Origin of the sequence: Virgibacillus xinjiangensis (genome assembly GCF_042643145.1) — a bacterium.
Classification (GTDB): domain Bacteria; phylum Bacillota; class Bacilli; order Bacillales; family Amphibacillaceae; genus Virgibacillus_O; species Virgibacillus_O xinjiangensis.
Genome location: NZ_JBHRSA010000046.1, coordinates 192,476 through 209,375 on the forward strand (window position 1 = coordinate 192,476; position 16,900 = coordinate 209,375).

General features: G+C 46.8%; 15 protein-coding genes. 10 read left to right on the top strand and 5 right to left on the bottom strand.

The genetic code is table 11. The features are described from left to right. Positions 1-129: 129 nt before the first annotated feature. The 5 genes from codB to ACFOGI_RS12985 all read left to right on the top strand — a co-directional run bounded on the left by codB (position 130) and on the right by ACFOGI_RS12985 (position 5,814). Positions 130-1,407 carry a cytosine permease gene (gene codB / locus ACFOGI_RS12965; protein ID WP_390273305.1) on the top strand — a complete coding sequence of 426 codons (1,278 nt, stop codon included), beginning with the start codon at positions 130-132 and terminating at the stop codon, positions 1,405-1,407. Then, a complete protein-coding gene (locus tag ACFOGI_RS12970; protein ID WP_390273308.1) occupies positions 1,397-2,668 on the top strand; it encodes a cytosine deaminase in 1,272 nt (423 codons plus the stop codon). The genes codB and ACFOGI_RS12970 overlap by 11 nt, the downstream gene beginning before the upstream one ends. A gap of 1,032 nt (positions 2,669-3,700) precedes the next feature. Next, positions 3,701-3,907: a DUF378 domain-containing protein gene (locus ACFOGI_RS12975; protein ID WP_390273311.1), complete on the top strand. Its 207-nt coding sequence runs from the start codon at positions 3,701-3,703 to the stop codon at positions 3,905-3,907. Positions 3,908-4,093: 186 nt separating this feature from the next. Further along, positions 4,094-4,339 (top strand): hypothetical protein, encoded by a 246-nt coding sequence (locus ACFOGI_RS12980; RefSeq protein WP_390273313.1) that lies wholly within the window; start codon positions 4,094-4,096, stop codon positions 4,337-4,339. Continuing rightward, positions 4,327-5,814, top strand: a complete 1,488-nt coding sequence (locus tag ACFOGI_RS12985; protein WP_390273315.1) for a sodium:solute symporter family protein — start codon at positions 4,327-4,329, stop codon at positions 5,812-5,814. The genes ACFOGI_RS12980 and ACFOGI_RS12985 overlap by 13 nt, the downstream gene beginning before the upstream one ends. A 166-nt stretch (positions 5,815-5,980) precedes the next feature. Here ACFOGI_RS12985 and pstB read toward each other — a convergent pair whose 3' ends face one another. The 4 genes from pstB to ACFOGI_RS13005 form a co-directional block, all read right to left on the bottom strand. Continuing rightward, positions 5,981-6,820: a phosphate ABC transporter ATP-binding protein PstB gene (gene pstB, locus ACFOGI_RS12990; RefSeq protein WP_390273317.1), complete on the bottom strand. Its 840-nt coding sequence runs from the start codon at positions 6,818-6,820 to the stop codon at positions 5,981-5,983. A 71-nt stretch (positions 6,821-6,891) separates the two neighbouring features. Beyond that, positions 6,892-7,776, bottom strand: a complete 885-nt coding sequence (gene pstA, locus ACFOGI_RS12995) for a phosphate ABC transporter permease PstA (protein ID WP_390273320.1) — start codon at positions 7,774-7,776, stop codon at positions 6,892-6,894. Between the two features lies 1 nt (position 7,777). Continuing rightward, entirely contained in the window at positions 7,778-8,659 is an 882-nt protein-coding gene (gene pstC, locus ACFOGI_RS13000) for a phosphate ABC transporter permease subunit PstC (protein WP_390273500.1), read from the bottom strand. A gap of 144 nt (positions 8,660-8,803) precedes the next feature. After that, positions 8,804-9,805, bottom strand: a complete 1,002-nt coding sequence (locus tag ACFOGI_RS13005; protein ID WP_390273322.1) for a PstS family phosphate ABC transporter substrate-binding protein — start codon at positions 9,803-9,805, stop codon at positions 8,804-8,806. Between the two features lie 198 nt (positions 9,806-10,003). Between ACFOGI_RS13005 and ACFOGI_RS13010 the strand changes: the two genes are divergently transcribed. The 5 genes from ACFOGI_RS13010 to argF all read left to right on the top strand — a co-directional run bounded on the left by ACFOGI_RS13010 (position 10,004) and on the right by argF (position 15,188). Continuing rightward, the gene (locus ACFOGI_RS13010) at positions 10,004-11,146 is read left to right on the top strand and encodes an MFS transporter (RefSeq protein WP_390273324.1); all 1,143 of its coding nucleotides are present in this window, start codon (positions 10,004-10,006) and stop codon (positions 11,144-11,146) included. A gap of 62 nt (positions 11,147-11,208) precedes the next feature. Next, positions 11,209-11,358, top strand: a complete 150-nt coding sequence (locus tag ACFOGI_RS13015) for a hypothetical protein (protein WP_390273326.1) — start codon at positions 11,209-11,211, stop codon at positions 11,356-11,358. 168 nt (positions 11,359-11,526) lie between these two features. Next, a complete protein-coding gene (locus ACFOGI_RS13020) occupies positions 11,527-12,786 on the top strand; it encodes an argininosuccinate synthase (RefSeq protein WP_390273328.1) in 1,260 nt (419 codons plus the stop codon). Further along, entirely contained in the window at positions 12,783-14,207 is a 1,425-nt protein-coding gene (gene argH, locus ACFOGI_RS13025) for an argininosuccinate lyase (RefSeq protein ID WP_390273331.1), read from the top strand. The genes ACFOGI_RS13020 and argH overlap by 4 nt, the downstream gene beginning before the upstream one ends. Before the next feature lie 18 nt (positions 14,208-14,225). Beyond that, entirely contained in the window at positions 14,226-15,188 is a 963-nt protein-coding gene (argF, locus tag ACFOGI_RS13030) for an ornithine carbamoyltransferase (RefSeq protein WP_390273334.1), read from the top strand. Positions 15,189-15,603: 415 nt separating this feature from the next. On the opposite strand, the gene ACFOGI_RS13035 is transcribed toward argF, so the two are convergent. After that, positions 15,604-16,665, bottom strand: coding sequence for an NAD(P)/FAD-dependent oxidoreductase (locus ACFOGI_RS13035; protein WP_390273337.1), 1,062 nt, complete (start codon positions 16,663-16,665; stop codon positions 15,604-15,606). Positions 16,666-16,900 lie beyond the last annotated feature (235 nt).

Below are 16,900 nucleotides of genomic sequence, written 5' to 3' on the forward strand. Positions count from 1 at the left end.
TGATAAGCATGGGCGACGTGTGTCGTCTGCCGCATGCTTTTGACGAGGGGTTTCCTGCCAGACGGCGGGGAACCTTTTTTTCATGCCGAACGTCTTCCTCGGTACCAGTAAATACGAGGAGGAATTAGGATGAATGAACAAGATCAGGATTTTGCACTACAGCCTGTCCCGCAGGCACATCGACGTGGTTTTTGGAAGATGCTTGCCGTCATGATGGGGTTGACGTTTTTCTCGGCAAGTATGCTTTCAGGGGGAGAATTGGGCATGGGACTGACCTTCACTGATTTCATGCTGATCGTGTTGATCGGCAACTTGATATTGGGGGCGTATACGGGGCTGCTGGCCTATATGGCAGCCAAGACCGGCCTATCCACCCATCTGCTTGCAAGATATGCTTTTGGGGAGAAAGGCTCGTATATCTCTTCCTTCCTGCTTGGTGCAACACAGGTAGGATGGTTCGGAGTAGGGGTCGCCATGTTTGCTGTCCCTGTGGCTCAAATAACCGGAATGCACGTATATGTGTTGATTGCTGCGATAGGCGTAGTGATGACAGTGACCGCATTCTTCGGAATGAGAGCTTTGACAGTGCTCAGTATTATTGCCGTTCCTTCTATTGCAGTATTAGGAAGTGTTTCCGCGGCGAGGGCAACAGAAACAGCTGGTGGACTGCAGGCATTGATGGAGTATCAGCCGGCAGAAGCAATGGGCCTTGCTGCTGCACTTACTGTCTGTATTGGTTCATTTGTCAGCGCTGGGACATTGACACCTGACTTTGCCCGCTTCTCCAAAACTGGGAAAACTGCGGTGAGTACCACGGTCATCGCCTTCTTTATCGGAAATTCACTGATGTTTCTGTTCGGTGCTGTCGGAAGCTTCGCCTTTGGCCTTGCGGATATATCGGAAGTAATGGTTGTACAAGGGCTGTTGATCCCGGCCATCCTAGTACTTGGCTTGAATATCTGGACGACCAATGATAATGCTCTCTACGCCTCCGGATTGGGCTTTTCCAATATTACCAAGATATCCAAGGGGAAGCTGGTCATTTTCAACGGCATCATTGGTACAGTTTTGGCTATGTGGCTGTATACCAATTTTATGGGCTTTCTGACCGTTCTAGGCTCGACCCTGCCGCCGATCGGTGCAATTGTACTGGCAGATTTCTTCCTGGTGAACAAAGGAAAATATCAGTCATATGAAACTATGGCATTCAAGAAAGTAAACTGGATAGCCGTGCTTGCATGGGCTGCCGGAGTCCTATCGGCAACATTCATACCAGGGATCCCGCCGATCAATGGAATTCTGATGGCTGCCCTTTTCTATGTTACGGGCATGGCTCTATCATCACACTTTACAGAAGAACAAGATAAACACCTCAATGGGGAAAGGAAATTGATCAATGATTATTAAAAATGCCAGTCTCAAGGGCCGGGAAGGCCTTTGGGATGTAGAAATAGTAAATGGGAAGTTCGGCCAAATCCAGCAGGCTACGGATGATAATTGGGAAGGGGACACGTTGGATGTAAAAGGCTCCCTCCTCCTCCCGCCATTCGTTGAGCCCCATATTCATCTGGATACCACCCTTACGGCGGGAGAGCCGGAATGGAACCTGAGCGGGACACTTTTTGAAGGAATTCAACGCTGGTCGGAACGAAAGAAATCCTTAACAACACAGGATGTGAAGGAAAGGGCAAAGACTGCATTGAAGTGGCAGATTGCACAAGGCATCCAGCATGTTCGCACCCATGTAGATGTGACGGACCCTGAATTGACAGCCATGAAAGCAATGCTTGAAGTGAAAGGAGATATGGCAGATTATGTGAATCTACAGCTGGTCGCTTTTCCGCAAGAAGGCATACCATCCTTTCCTGAAGGAAAAGAATTACTCGAAGAAGCGCTCAAAATGGGAGCAGACGTTGTTGGAGGCATTCCCCACTTTGAATTTACCCGGGAGTATGGAGTGGAATCTCTGGAGACGGCGTTTGACCTTGCCGAGAAATACGACCGCCTAGTTGATATACATTGTGATGAAATAGATGATGAACAATCCAGGTTTGTCGAAGTGGTTGCAAAGGAAGCCTTTGAGCGGGGGCTTGGCTCAAAAGTGACTGCAAGCCATACCACAGCAATGGGTTCTTATAATGATGCCTATACCTCGAAGTTATTCCGTCTGTTGAAGATGTCGGAAATAAATTTTGTTTCCAATCCTTTAGTGAATATCCATCTGCAAGGGAGGTTTGATACTTATCCGAAGAGAAGGGGACTTACTCGGGTGAAGGAACTGAAAGCAGCCGGCATGAATGTCTGCTTCGGGCATGATGACATTTTCGATCCTTGGTACCCATTGGGGACAGGCAATATGCTTCAAGTCCTTCATATGGGCATACACGCAGCCCAGTTAATGGGATATGAGGATATCGTCAATTCGATCAATTTCATCACCGACAACAGCGCTAAGACGCTTCATCTGGAAGAGAGCTATGGAGTGGAACAGGGAAAACCGGCAAATTTTATCATCTTGGATGCTGAGAATGAATATGAAGCTGTACGCAAGCAAGCCAAAGTGTTGTATTCTTTCCGCCAGGGGAAGAAAATTGCCGAGACGGACCCAGGCAGTACCTCCATCCTGCTCGAACATTCGCCAGAACAAATAAATTTCAATCGCAATTGATAGAGACACTTGTGGCCATGGGAAATGCCTCAGATGCCTGGTAAGCTGTACGTGTGCCACCTCTACCGCTGCGGAAATTCCACTTCGTTTTCCGCGGATGACCCAGAAGCTTCTTGAGATTATGCGCTCTATCAGCTTATAAATATCCTTCTTCACATGTTGTTTGGTAAGCAGCAAGGAGCGCTTCTCACACCGCTGCGGAAATTCCACTACGCTTTCCACGGTGACCCGTGAGCCTCCTCGAACTACGTTCTCCGGGGTCTCACCCCGGTCACGGTTCCCGTGGGAGTCTCCGTGGATTTCCTTCGCTGGAATGGCTGGTTATCCTCCAGTGGACGCCTGTTGCTCTATGCCCTGGGTGGAAGAATTAGGAATACTCACAAATTGTGATTTTTAGTGAGAAAGCTTCACTAGGAATTGCTTCCATGACCGACCTTCAACCGAAAACCAAAAATCTACACCCAGCGGAGACAAAATACGAAGACTCCTGTGGGAACAGCACGAGTCTGAAGGCCCCGGAAGAAGTGCCTTTCTTCTGAGGAGACTGAAGCCGTGCCCACGGAAAGCGAAGTGTTTTGTCGCAGCGGTGGCAGTCCTTCTCATTTTTATAAAAGGTTAGCAAGAGAGAAGCTGACGATCGTCCTGCCTGTTGCTTTTCCTTAAATAGAAATTCACACTCAGCGGAGACAAAATACGAAGACTCCTGTGGGAACAGCACGAGTCTGAAGGCCCCGGAAGAAGTGCTTTTCTTCTGAGGAGACTGAAGCCGTGCCCACGGAGAGCGAATTGTCTTGTCGCAGCGGTGGAAGTTATGGCCATCTACTTAGAAACCTGAAGGAATATAAAGTTTAAGTGCCCAGGCAGTAGGGAACATTTCTGTAACATGGAGTTCCTGAGGCTTCTTTTCACTGCCGGAACAACTCACCTCCATTTTTTCCTGTAGATGCCCCGCCATCACAACATACCTGTTCCAAGCGAGAATGAACAGCCGGGGAGCTCCATTCTAAAGGCAGGGAGATAAGGAGTGGAGTAATGAAGGTACTGGATCGGGCGGCATTGACCATCCTCATCATTGGAGGCCTGAACTGGCTGCTCGTTGGCTTGTTCGAATGGGACTTAGTTGGAGGTCTTCTTGGTGGAATGGATAGCCCACTCGCTAAAATCATATATATCGTGGTTGGTATCGCCGCCATCTATTCATTGAAGATACTGGGAAAATTGAATGATGAAGTGAGATAAAATGACACAGACTTGTTGGTCCGTGTCATTTTTTGCCAATTTTGAAATCTTGTGTTGACTTTAGCTACAGCGTGTACTAAGGTTACTTATAAATTTATAAAAAATTTAGATAGTTAAGTGCATCATGCTTGAAAAAGGGGGGAGGTTTTTGCTTAACTATCGAAGATTTCAAACAGGAGGGAGATTATGAAAGGGAAAAAGGAGCCGATCAGGTATTGGAAAATCTGGGTGGTTTTATTCATTTTACTCAGCCTCAGTGTACCGTGGTATTTGCCGGCAGGTACCTATGAGCCTCTGATTCTCGGGGTACCGTATTGGGCTTATATTATCATGGGGGTGTCCTTGCTGATTTCCATTACCCTTACCTATGTGTTGGACCGCTATTGGCAAATGACAGACGAAGAAGAGGAGGATGAAGAATGGAAGATCTAGCTTTCTCTGGCACGTCGGGAATCATGATTATGCTGGTTTATGGCGCATTGATGCTTGGCATCGGAATTTTTACATATCTACGTAATAAAGGATTGCATCAATCCCACAAAGAGTTCTATCTAGGTGGAGGAAGTATAGGAATGTTCGTATTGTTTTTCACTTTCTTCGCGACGCAATATAGCGGGAACACCATAGTAGGTTATGCACCCACCGCCTATCGAATGGGATTCATGTGGCTGCAGTCCATTACATTCTTCATTCTGATAGTTATCGGCTATATGATGTTCGCTCCGCGGCTCTATGTGCTCAGCAGGAAATATAACTTCATTACACCTACCGATTTCATCGAAAAACGATTCCAGTCCAAGGGGATCAGTATCCTTGCAGCCATTCTCATGCTATACGGCCTGTGTAACTTTCTACTCGAACAGATTGTGGCAATCGGACATGGAGTAAGCGGTTTGACAGGGGGAACGGTCCCATATCAGGCAGCTGTTATCTTTTTTGTTACAATTATGATCATCTATGGCTGGCTGGGGGGAATGCGGTCGGTTGCCTATACGGATACGATGCAGGGGATAGCTTTACTTGTCGGTGTTGCCATCCTATTAGTGGGTGCAGTGATCTATTTCGGCGGTGTTCCTTCTGCGACCGATTATGCCGCCACCGTCAGTCCAGAAAAGCTTGGTGTTCCACAAGGTGATGGCATCGTAAGCTGGTTCAGTATGCTGGTTTTGGTTATGATAGGGGCTGCCATCTATCCACATGCTATTCAGCGGATTTATGCGGCAAAAAGCGAGAAAGCATTGAAGAATTCTTTGAAATGGATGGCTTGGATGCCATTCGTGACTTCTGGATTGGTTTTTCTTATTGGGATTATCGGCATTCAGGCATTTCCAGGCTTGAATGAAGGTGAATCAGAACAATTAGTAGGAATGATGGCGAACCATATAGCCAGCCAGAATGCCTTTTTCTATTGGGCAATGGTTATTTTATTCGGCGGAATCGTTGCCGCCATCGTATCAACAGCTGATTCGGTATTGCTTACATTGTCTTCCATCATCTCCAAAGATATATACGGAAAGTATATCAACCCGAAGGCGGATGATAAGAAGCAGATTCTTGTCGGAAAACTGACAGGTGTCGTTCTGGTTGCTGCCCTGTTGATCATTGCGTGGTATCCACCGGCAACATTATATCGGATTTTTATTTTGAAATTCGAGTTGCTGATCCAAATAGCCCCAGCCTTTATTTTAGGAATGTATTGGAAAAGGATGAATAAGCATGCGGTGATGACAGGGATGGTCATTGGGACAGTTATTGCTGCTTACATGGCCTTTACCGGCTTGAAACCTTTCGGAATTGCCAGCGGGTTGTGGGGACTGATGGTGAACCTGGTCTTCAGTGTCGGCCTCAGCTTCCTGTTGAAAACATCCAAAACAGACAAAGGGGTTGCAGAAAAGGCAATATCCTGACATGCATCCTAAAGAAGGAAGTTGTTGCTGAATGATTCTGAGAGAGAACGCCTATACCAAAGCTGCCTGATTCGAAGCTTCTAGGGTCGCCTCTCAGCTTCCTCGTAGCTTTGACAACAAGGCCCGCATCCAACAGATGCGGGCCTTGTTTTTAAAATGATACAGTCTAGCCGAATCTTCCGGCGATGTAATCTTCTGTCCGGCTGTCAGCAGGATTATGGAAGACAAGATCGGTCCGGTCGCATTCCACGACTTCTCCGTTAAGGAAAAAAGCGGTTTGGTCGGAAATCCTGGCTGCTTGCTGCATATTATGGGTAACCATAATGATCGAATACTCTTTTTTGAGCTCTTGTACTAACTCTTCAATTCTCAAGGTGGATTTAGGATCTAGAGCAGAGGTTGGTTCATCCATTAAAATCACTTCTGGTTCAATAGCCAGGCAGCGGGCAATACATAGCCGTTGCTGCTGTCCACCTGATAATCCGTAAGCATTTTCCTTCAGACGGTCTTTCACTTCGTCCCAGATGGAAGCACGGCGGAGGCTTTGTTCGACAATCTCATCAAGGACTTTTTTGTTTCGAATGCCATGTATTTTCGGTCCATATGCAACATTTTCATAGATGGACTTGGGAAAAGGGTTTGGCTTCTGAAAAACCATCCCGACACGTGTACGGAGGTCTTCAGGTTGAAAGGATTTGTCTAGAATGTTCTTCCCCTGATAGGAAATGACACCGTTGGTCCGGACTCCTGGAGTGAGTTCGACCATGCGGTTCAAAGATTTGATGAACGTAGATTTCCCGCACCCGGATGGGCCGATGATCGCCGTCACTTCTTTCTCATGGATAGATAGATTTATATTCTGCAGTGCATGGGTTTCTCCATACCATAAGTTGAAATCCTTCGTGTCGTACACAACAGCTTTCTTTTCCAATTGTTTGCGTGCAGCAAAATCGATGGTTTTGGCATCTTGGACTGATTCTTGGGTGTTAACAGCAGGGATCATCATGTCACTCTCCTTCATCATTTTTTACGTAAGTGTTTTTATACGTAAACGCAATTTATCCATCATTTAAACTATCAGTAACGATGCTGGAATCGATGCCTAATGTATACGGCTATCGAGTTCAACAGGAATAATAAGACCAACAAGACAATGATCGTTGCCGATGCCAGGTAGGCATATTCCTCTACAAGGGAGGAATCCAAGGTCCAATAATAGATTTGCATCGGCAGTGCGGTGAATGTATCAAACATGCTGCCTGGGAGGGGGATCAGCAAGGCCGGTATGCCAAGTGCTGTCAACGGTGCCGTTTCCCCGATGGCGCGCGAAAGAGCCAGAATGGAACCTGTCAGAATACCAGGGAGCGCTGCCGGCAAGATCACCTTCTTGATCGTTTGCCATTTTGTAGCCCCCATACCGTAGGAAGCTTCACTTAAGTGGCCTGGAACAGCACGCAATGCCTCTTGAGCGGCCACGATGACAATTGGCAGAACAAGCAGGGATAATGTCAGTCCTCCTGCTAGAATGACATTGCCGAAGTCCATTGCCCGGACAAATACAGTAAGACCAAGCAAGCCGTAGACAATGGAAGGCACGCCGGCAAGGTTGGCAATGTTGGTCGCTATGAAAGACTGGACGGTTCCTTCTTTGGCATAGAGTTCGAGGTAGATGGCAGTACCGATCCCTAGGAAAGTTGTTACAGGGATGACAATCAGCATCAGCCAAGCTGTCCCTAGAATGGCACCCATGATGCCGGCACGGTCAGCATTGGTTGACAGCTTTCCGGTCAGGAAATCCATGTTAATCCAGGAGAGACCCTCAGTCAGTACCCGGATAATCAAGACTGCCAGTACGAACAATCCGAATAATGTAGCGATGAGAAAGGTCCCCTGCAAAGCTTTATTGGTTTTCAAACGGGATTGCATCCGCTGTTTGGTCTTGACTGGATCTAAATATCTCATGCTAGTATTCCTCCCTCCATCTACGTGATATATATCTAGCTAAAAGGTTCATGACAAGGGTGAAGGCGAATAGTGTAAGAGCTACTGCATAAAGGCTGTAATAGACAGTGGAGCCAGCCGGTGCGTCCCCACCAGCCACTTCGACGATATAAGCAGTCATCGTCTGCATGGACTGCGTGATGTCGAAGGTGAAGTTCTTGGAGCTTCCACTGGCAATGGTGACAATCATCGTTTCTCCAATTGCCCGGGAGATCCCCAGTACAAAGGAGGCGATGATACCGGATAAGGATGCTGGAATGACAACTTTCCAAGCTACTTCCCACTTGGTTGAGCCGAGTGCAAGGGCACCTTGCCGCATGGAGTTGGGAACAGACCCCATGGCATCCTCTGAGAGTGATGCAATCATCGGGATGATCATCACACCCATGATTAAACCAGGGCTCAATATATTAGTCGCTTCCACCTCCGGGAAAACAGACCGGATGATCGGGGTGATAAATGTAAAAGCAAAAAAACCATAGACAATGGTCGGTATACCGGCGAGAATTTCCAGTAGAGGTTTTAACACGCTTCTGGCTTTATCTGAAGCATATTCGCTGAGATAAATGGCTGTCATGATGCCGATCGGCCCTGCAACCAGCATAGCGATAACGGAAGATATGATGGTGCCGGTGAGCAGTGGGAGCAGACCGAACTCAGGCTGCTGGCTGAGCGGGCGGAGTATGGTTCCAGTAAAAAAATCGGCAAGCGGTACGATTTTAAAGAATTCAATGGCCTCTGAAAGCAGGGTATAGATGATGCCCAGTGTCGTCAGGACCGATACAGAGGCAATCAGAAAGAGGCCGGTCGGAACCAGTTTTTCTGTGAATATGCCTAGGTTCATACCTTGTTTCTTTTCGGCGATCAGGTCCCTGACTTGCCCTGGCTTTGTGAAATGTCCGGATTGTTGTGAGGTTTCCATCATAATGCTCCTTTATGGATGGTTTCATGACAGGAGATGAGAGCCTATGCCCTCATCTCCTTAACATTAATTCAATGCTTCAATCTCTTCCAGCTGTGCTTGGACTTCTTCTTCCGGGATTGGTGCAAAGCCGGTTTCTCCAGCGAACTCATTTACATGGTTCATGACATAGACGGCGTAGTCATATACTTGGGCCTTTTTCTTTGCCATGTCCGGGTTCAAATAAGTGAAAACCGGGCGGGTGAAATTGGCATATGGTCCGTCTTCAGCAATTGTTTCAAGGGATGGTTCTACAGGACCTTCGCCGAAGTCGACATCTACTGCCTCGAGTTTGTCCTGGTTGCTGTCATAATAGCCAAACCCGAAAAATCCAATCGCATTCTTATCTTCTGCTACCAAGTTCACGAGTGTAGAATATTCCTGCTGCAGATTGGCATTTGGGTCGATGTCCTGTTCTTCCAAAATATTTTCATAGAAGAATTCATAGGTTCCATGGTTTTCATTAGGGCCAACTTTGGTGATTTCTTCATCCGGCCATTCAGGATTCACATCAGACCAAGTAGTGATTCCGCTGTCTGCCAGGAAAATATCCTTCACTTCTTGTTCGGTCAGTTCGGCTGCCCAGTCATTTTCAGGATTGATGACGATGGTCAATCCATCCAAGGCCATCTTCATTTCCAACGGTTCGAATCCAAGCTCTTCGGCCTTAGCCAGCTCTTCATCTTTGATTGGACGGGAGGCGTCATTGAAATCAGTGCCATCCTCAGCGAGAAAGCGTTCAAATCCTGCACTTGTACCCGCCCGGCTGACCTCTACGGAAACCTGGGGTTGTTCATTTGTCATATATTCTTCAGCGAGCCTTGCCATCAATGGATAGACCGTGCCGGATCCATCAATGACAACACTTCCATCGAGTTCTGTATCTTCTTCACTTGCTTCTGAGCTTGCTCCTGATGCTGATTCCCCTGCTGCGGCATCTTCTGAACTGTCGCCGGAACCTCCGCAGGCTGCCAGTACGAGTGCCATAACGACTGCCGTGATCAGCAGTAAGTAATTCTTGAACTTCATGTCTTGTCCTCCCCTTTTCTTCTCCTGAATTTTTCTGGGCCTTTTGCCCTCAATTGCAAGTATAGTAGTTGATTGTTAAGGAGATATAAGCACAATGTAAATGTTATGTAAATTTCGACTAGGAATATTGTCACAAAAATGTTTAGGATGCTCTAGCTGGCCGGGTAGTATAATAGGAAGGAGAAAGAGGGATGCATCGTGGTAAAAATCTTATATTTCGTCATCATCGTTTCCTTTTTGGATACATTCATTCAACTGCCGATCATCACACCCTACGCTATGAATTTAGGAGCCAGCCATTTCATGGCAGGCGCGATTGTGGCAGTCTATTCGTTTACCAATTTGATTGCAAACATTTTCGGAGGTCATTGGATTGATTTGTTCGGACGTAAAAAAGTCCTGCTGATCGGAATGTTGTCCGGAGCAGTCATCCTGTTCTTCTACCCATTTGCTGCCACACCGGAACAACTCTTCTTCGTACGCTTTATCCACGGTATTGCTGGAGGGGTGTTGATTCCGGCGGCCTTTGCATACATTGGAGACCAGACCAGGAAAGGGTTGCGAGGCAAAACGATGGCATGGACTGGAGCTTGTATCGGTATCGCGGCTATCGCGGGACCTGCGGTTGGGGGAATAATGGCAGCCAGGGCACAGACGGATGATGTGTTCTGGATGGTAGCGATCCTGTTTCTGCTTTCGTCTGCATTGATTGCTTTCTTTATAGAAGAATCCTTTAAAGCAGGTGACCGGAATAAAGTCTCGCTCTCCCACTTTGTTCCGTTGTTAAAGCAACCGCTGCTCATGCAGGCATCTCTGGCTGCCTTCGGTCTGATGGTAAGCAACGGCACGCTGGCATTTGCGTTGCCACTAAAGGTGGAGCAGCTTGGACTTGATTCCAGTACGACAGGGATGTTGCTCAGTACATTCGGAATAGTGGCCATCATCATATTTGTCACTCCAGCGAACCGCATATTTGAAAAGGTACGTCCGATCTATTTGGTTATCATAGGTTTGGCGATCATCGGTTTTGTTCATCTGCTGCTCCACTTTGCAGCGGCTCTGTGGTTCAGCTTCTTATTGATGACGATATACGGCATTGGCTTTGCCCTAGTTTTCCCATCGATGAACCAAATCGTTTCTGAAGTATCATCCAAGGTGGACCGAGGAAAAGCGTACGGTATTTTTTATGCTTTCTTTTCCCTTGGTTCTGTTGCGGGGTCGATGTTCTCCGGTGCATCCTCAGAGCTTTTCGATCTGCCATTTGCATCAAGCAGTACCACATTGCTGTTCATCTGCCTGCTTCTTTTTGGTCTTGGCAGGAAGTACAACAGCACTGCCTGAATATAATTTCCTTCTATCAGAAAAGCTAAGATAGAATAAACGTTAGGAAAGGGGCATAAATGATGGCACAAGAGAAAAAGGGTCCGAACAACCAGTTCAAGGAAGAACAGCACCATGGAGAACATCGCAATGGAAGGAAAAGTCCTTATAAGAACAGCAGTGTACACGGTGATGAAGGAATGGATCAATACATCAGCAGAAAAGAAGAATAGCAGCAAACATTTCAGCAGCAGGGTTATACACGCCCTGCTGTTTTGTTTTGCATATACGCCAGCCAGACAAAAAATAATTTTAAAAAAATTCGTCATTAGGGGTTGAATTATTATACAAATTAATGCATAATAATTCATATCGATAGAACACGTGAGAGGAGCTTTTAAATGAGTAAAGATAAAATCGTTCTGGCATATTCCGGAGGGCTTGATACTTCCGTAGCTATTAAATGGCTTCAAGATAAATATAATTATGATGTAATCGCAGTGGCGCTTGATGTAGGGGAAGGAAAGGACTTGGAATTCGTTAAGAATAAAGCCATCGATGTAGGTGCTGTGAAATCCTATGTGGTCGATGCTAAGTCCATGTATGCTGAAGACTATGTACTTCCTGCGTTACAGGCCAATCTGCTTTATGAACAGAAATACCCATTAATTTCTGCTTTGTCCCGTCCATTGATCGCAAAAATCCTGACGGCGATTGCCGAGAAAGAGGGCGCAGTAGCAGTGGCACATGGATGTACTGGAAAAGGGAATGACCAGGTGCGTTTCGATGTAGCCTTTACAGCATTGAATCCAGAGCTGGAGATTGTTGCCCCTGTACGTGAATGGGCTATGTCGAGAGAAGAGGAAATCGATTACGCAAAAGAGCATAATATCCCGATTCCAATCGATCTCGATAATCCGTTCAGTATCGACCAGAATCTCTGGGGGCGCAGCAACGAATGCGGCATTTTGGAAGATCCTTGGCAGGAAGCACCGAAGGAAGCATATGAGCTTACCACAGATCCAGTAGAGGCACCAGATGAACCGCAAACCATTCAGGTTACCTTTGAACAGGGTAAACCGGTCTCCCTGGATGGGGAAGCCCTTCCGATGGAAGATCTCATCCTGAAATTGAATGAAATTGCTGGAAAACATGGCGTAGGACGGATTGATCATGTGGAAAACCGCCTGGTCGGAATCAAGTCCCGGGAAATTTATGAAGCGCCGGCTGCACTTACCTTGATTGCAGCCCATCAGGAGCTTGAAGCATTGACACTTCCTAGAGAAGTGGCCCAGTTCAAGCCGACAGTAGAGCAAAAGCTGGCCCAGACTGTCTACGACGGCCTATGGTATTCTCCATTGACCGAAGCTCTGAAATCCTTTATCAAGGAAACCCAGAAGCATGTGTCCGGTACGGTGAAAGTGAAGCTGTACAAAGGTCATGCACAGGTGGTTGGCCGTGAATCCGCAAGCTCTCTGTACGATCTTGATCTGGCAACCTATGCAAAAGAGGATGCTTTCGATCATAAAGCAGCATTAGGATTCATCAAGCTTTGGGGACTTCCAACCCAGGTACATTCTTCAGTCAATAAAGATAACGAGGATAAAACCGATACCTTTGAAAAAGTGAATTTCGATACGAAAGATGCTGTAAACCAATGAAACTCTGGGGTGGACGCTTTACCAAGCCAACAAACCAACTAGTTGATGAATTCAATGCTTCCATTCATTTTGATAAAAAACTTGCAAAGCATGATATCAGCGGAAGCCTCGCCCATGTCTCTATGCTCAAGAAATGTGCCATTATTTCGGAAGAGGATGCGGACACCATCACAGAAGGCCTGAAAAAGGTTGCCGAAAAGATAGAGAAGGGAGAGGCGGAGCTTTCCGAGGAGCATGAAGATATCCATATGAATGTGGAAAAGCTTTTGACCGATGAAGTCGGAGCTGTAGGCGGCAGGCTTCATACGGGCAGGAGCCGTAATGACCAGGTTGCACTTGATATGCGGCTGTATCTCCGGCAAGCGTTGGTAGAGATCACTGGACTGCTTCTTGATGTCCAAAGGTCTCTTACCAGCCAAGCAGAAGCGAATATGGAGACAGTACTACCTGGATATACCCATTTGCAGCGAGCACAGCCCGTATTGTTCGCCCATCATATGATGGCCTATGTGTTCATGTTCCAGCGTGATGTGGAGCGGCTTAAAGACAGTTGGAAGCGGGTCAATAAGTCACCGCTCGGAGCTGGAGCTCTGGCGGGGACGACTTTCCCGATCGACCGTGAATATGTGGCAGAGCAGCTCGGCTTTGATGGCATTACTGAAAACAGTCTTGATTCCGTGAGCGACCGTGATTTCGTCGTAGAGTTCCTTTCAAACGCTTCGATGATTTCCATGCATTTGTCCAGACTATGCGAAGAATTGATCCAGTGGTCCAGTGCAGAGTTCAACTTCATTGAATTGGATGATGCGTTCTCTACCGGCAGCAGTATGATGCCGCAGAAGAAGAACCCGGACATCGCAGAGCTGGTACGTGGAAAAACCGGACGTGTATATGGGCACTTGACAGGAATGCTGACAACCTTGAAAGGTCTTCCGTTAGCATACAACAAAGACATGCAGGAAGATAAAGAAGGCATGTTCGACACCGTGGAGACCTTGAAAGGGGCACTCGGCCTGTTTGCTCCGATGCTTGAAACCATGCAGGTGAAAGACCAGGAGATGTATCAAGCAGTACGGAGTGATTTCTCCAATGCCACCGATTTGGCGGACTACCTGGTCGGCAAAGGAATGCCTTTCAGAGAATCACATGCAGTAGTAGGCCAAGTAGTCCTTCATTGCATCAACCAGGGAAAGTATCTGCTGGATATGAGTTTGGATGAATTCCAGGAGTTTTCCAATTTGATAGAAGAAGATATTTTTGACGTATTGAAGCCGGAAACAGTGGTGAATGCCCGGAATGTGGCAGGCGGGACTGCCAAGAACCGTGTGGAGGAACAATTGAACAAAGCCTCCCAGCTGTATGGTGAGACAGATCAATGGATTCTTGAACATGAAAAAATAACCAGTCAAACAGCAATATAAGCTGAGGGGGGAACGATGATGGGAACGCTGGAGAAAGAGCAGAGCATTCAGCAAAAACTGCAAGGACGTGATTTTCTCACACTTGCCGATTATGATAAGGATGAACTGGAATATATCCTGGACCTGGCCCGCCAGCTGAAAGAGAAACATGGCCAGGGGCAGAAGGTGCAGACATTGGAGGGAAAGACTCTGGGGATGATTTTTGAAAAATCTTCGACCAGAACGAGGGTTTCTTTCGAAGCAGGAATCTATCAGCTCGGAGGCATAGGTCTTTTCCTTAGTTCCAATGACCTGCAAATCGGCAGGGGCGAACCCATCCCCGACACAGCAAAAGTACTTTCCGGTTATCTGGATGGGATCATGATCAGAACCTTTTCGCAAGAGTTGGTGGAGGAACTTGCCGCAAATGCAAGTATTCCGGTCATCAATGGTCTGACGGACACCTATCATCCATGCCAAGTGATGGCAGACCTCCAGACCATCCAGGAAGTAAAAGGTGGATTGGCAGGCAGGAAGCTTTCCTATATCGGCGATGGAAATAATATGGCACATTCCTTGATGCTGGGCGCCGCCATCATGGGAATGGATATCAGTATCGGGGCGCCGGAAGGCTATCAGCCGGATCCAGGCATTACCGATAAGGCGAAACAGCTGGCTTCCGTGGCAGGCGGCAAGGTAGAGGTAACAGCGGATCCTAAGAAAGCAGTGGCTGAGGCAGATGCCATCTACACAGACGTGTGGGCCAGCATGGGACAGGAAGAGGAACAGAGTATTCGGGAACAAGCCTTCCAGGGCTTCCAGGTGAATAGCAGTCTGTGTTCTCAAGCCAAGGATGATGCCATCATCATGCATTGTCTTCCTGCACACCGTGGCGAAGAAATTACTGCAGAAGTGATTGATGGCAAGCAGTCAGTGGTCTTCCAGCAAGCAGAAAACAGATTGCATGCACAAAAAGCAATCATGTCGGCAATTATGGGATAACTCTGAAGCTATACATCACTAAAGGGGTACGAATCGTCCATCGATTCGTATCCCTTCTTCTTTTGTTCGACCTTCCCACTTTTCGGGTCCTTGGAACATGTAAAGGTGGGAGAAAAGCAAAAAAAATGAAGGCTGCAGACAGAACCGCAACCTCCAAAGGGGGGGCAAATTTGAAATCATCCGAGACGTTCGGCATACTAGAAAAGTCTATATGGTATATAAAAGGACAGCAACAAGACAAACACTTACCTTGGCAAGAAATCTCATTGTGCACCTCCTACGCTTTGCCATATGCCTTTTCTAATTGTATTGTACAATAGCACCTTTAACTAAAAATGTATTTCCGATGAAGTTTATGTAAAGCTTTCTGCAGACCAAAAAAACCGCATTTCCGTAAGAAGTGCGGTTGTAAGATCTAATGTCGTTTGTTGAGCCAGAGTACACCGGATTTTGCCAGCCTCGGCAGTAGTCCTGTTACTGGCTTGTGCATCATATCTCCAAAACCATCCGATTTTCCAAGGGAACCCAATGTTCCTTTCAACTTAATCGGTTTTGGTTGTTTCGGTTGTTTTCCCTGAAGGACCGCAAGTAGTACATCAGCAATCTGTTCTCCCTGCTGTCCGGCAAGTTGTCCGCTTGGTGAGAATTCTGAAGAGGCACAGTCCCCCACTACATATACGTTGGGCTGTTCTGGAACCTGAAAATATTCGTTCAGGACGATTTTCTGTTGATTGTCTTTTTCAAAAGGCAGTTCCCTTACCAGATAATTCGGCTGTACCCCGGCGGTCCATATGGTTACATCATTAAGGTAGCAGACCCCATTGTTGCAGACGCCATCTTCTTCCACATACTCGACATTCGAGTGGTGGAACACATCTACGTCGTTGCGCTTGAACCAATCAGCAACATGGTCCTGAATCTTTTTATCAAAAGCTTTCAGAACAGAGCTTCCCCGGTCCAGCAGTCGGATATTCAAATCTTTGCGGCTTTCACGGATTTCAGAGGCCACTTCAATCCCGCTCAGTCCGGCTCCTACAATGGTTATTTTACCATATGCTTTGCAATTGCCTACAGCAGCACCGGCAAGACGGGCCTTTTGGAATGTTTGGACACTCTCCGTGAATTCTTCAGCCCCTGGTATACCATGATAATTATCTTCACATCCAAGTCCTATGACAAGATAATCGTATGAAACAGGGTCAGTTCTATTATCCAGCAGGATCTGCTCATTCTCTGTATCAATTCGGTTTATTTCTCCGTAAACATATTGTACTCGTTCATCATCCGGAAAGCTCTGCCGCACATCTTTGTCGGCCGATGTACCTGCAGCTATCGTGTAGAATTCCGTCTTGACAGAAAAATATGGGTTCCTGTCGATCAATGTGATTTCAACATCTTCCGGCAGCTGTTGATCAAGCAGACTATAGATGATCTTCAGGCCGCCGTAGCCCCCTCCTAAAATAACCAACCTTTTCATGAAATAACCCCCATCATGGATGTCTATTACTATAAAAGCGTTTACTCCCCTATTAGGGTAACAAAAATCTATTCTATTAACCACTGAAAATGGACGAATTTTTCCATGGGGGGAGTTAGAGGCCTTCATGGGATGTGAAAGAGGATAATAACACTATCTTTGGTAGGATAAATGGCTTCTATTAATAATGGAATAGATCCTTGGCAAAGAGGGAAGAGGGTAAATGTAGATCCCA

Bases quoted from the DNA above. Each gene is read 5' to 3' on its own strand.
- ACFOGI_RS12970 (WP_390273308.1), top strand. From the start codon at position 1,397: ATGATTATTAAAAATGCCAGTCTCAAGGGCCGGGAAGGCCTTTGGGAT.
- codB (WP_390273305.1), top strand. From the start codon at position 130: ATGAATGAACAAGATCAGGATTTTGCACTACAGCCTGTCCCGCAGGCA.
- ACFOGI_RS13020 (WP_390273328.1), top strand. From the start codon at position 11,527: ATGAGTAAAGATAAAATCGTTCTGGCATATTCCGGAGGGCTTGATACT.
- ACFOGI_RS12985 (WP_390273315.1), top strand. From the start codon at position 4,327: ATGGAAGATCTAGCTTTCTCTGGCACGTCGGGAATCATGATTATGCTG.
- argH (WP_390273331.1), top strand. From the start codon at position 12,783: ATGAAACTCTGGGGTGGACGCTTTACCAAGCCAACAAACCAACTAGTT.
- ACFOGI_RS13005 (WP_390273322.1), bottom strand. From the start codon at position 9,805: ATGAAGTTCAAGAATTACTTACTGCTGATCACGGCAGTCGTTATGGCA.
- pstC (WP_390273500.1), bottom strand. From the start codon at position 8,659: ATGAACCTAGGCATATTCACAGAAAAACTGGTTCCGACCGGCCTCTTT.
- ACFOGI_RS12975 (WP_390273311.1), top strand. From the start codon at position 3,701: ATGAAGGTACTGGATCGGGCGGCATTGACCATCCTCATCATTGGAGGC.
- ACFOGI_RS12980 (WP_390273313.1), top strand. From the start codon at position 4,094: ATGAAAGGGAAAAAGGAGCCGATCAGGTATTGGAAAATCTGGGTGGTT.
- pstB (WP_390273317.1), bottom strand. From the start codon at position 6,820: ATGATGATCCCTGCTGTTAACACCCAAGAATCAGTCCAAGATGCCAAA.
- argF (WP_390273334.1), top strand. From the start codon at position 14,226: ATGGGAACGCTGGAGAAAGAGCAGAGCATTCAGCAAAAACTGCAAGGA.
- pstA (WP_390273320.1), bottom strand. From the start codon at position 7,776: ATGAGATATTTAGATCCAGTCAAGACCAAACAGCGGATGCAATCCCGT.
- ACFOGI_RS13015 (WP_390273326.1), top strand. From the start codon at position 11,209: ATGGCACAAGAGAAAAAGGGTCCGAACAACCAGTTCAAGGAAGAACAG.
- ACFOGI_RS13035 (WP_390273337.1), bottom strand. From the start codon at position 16,665: ATGAAAAGGTTGGTTATTTTAGGAGGGGGCTACGGCGGCCTGAAGATC.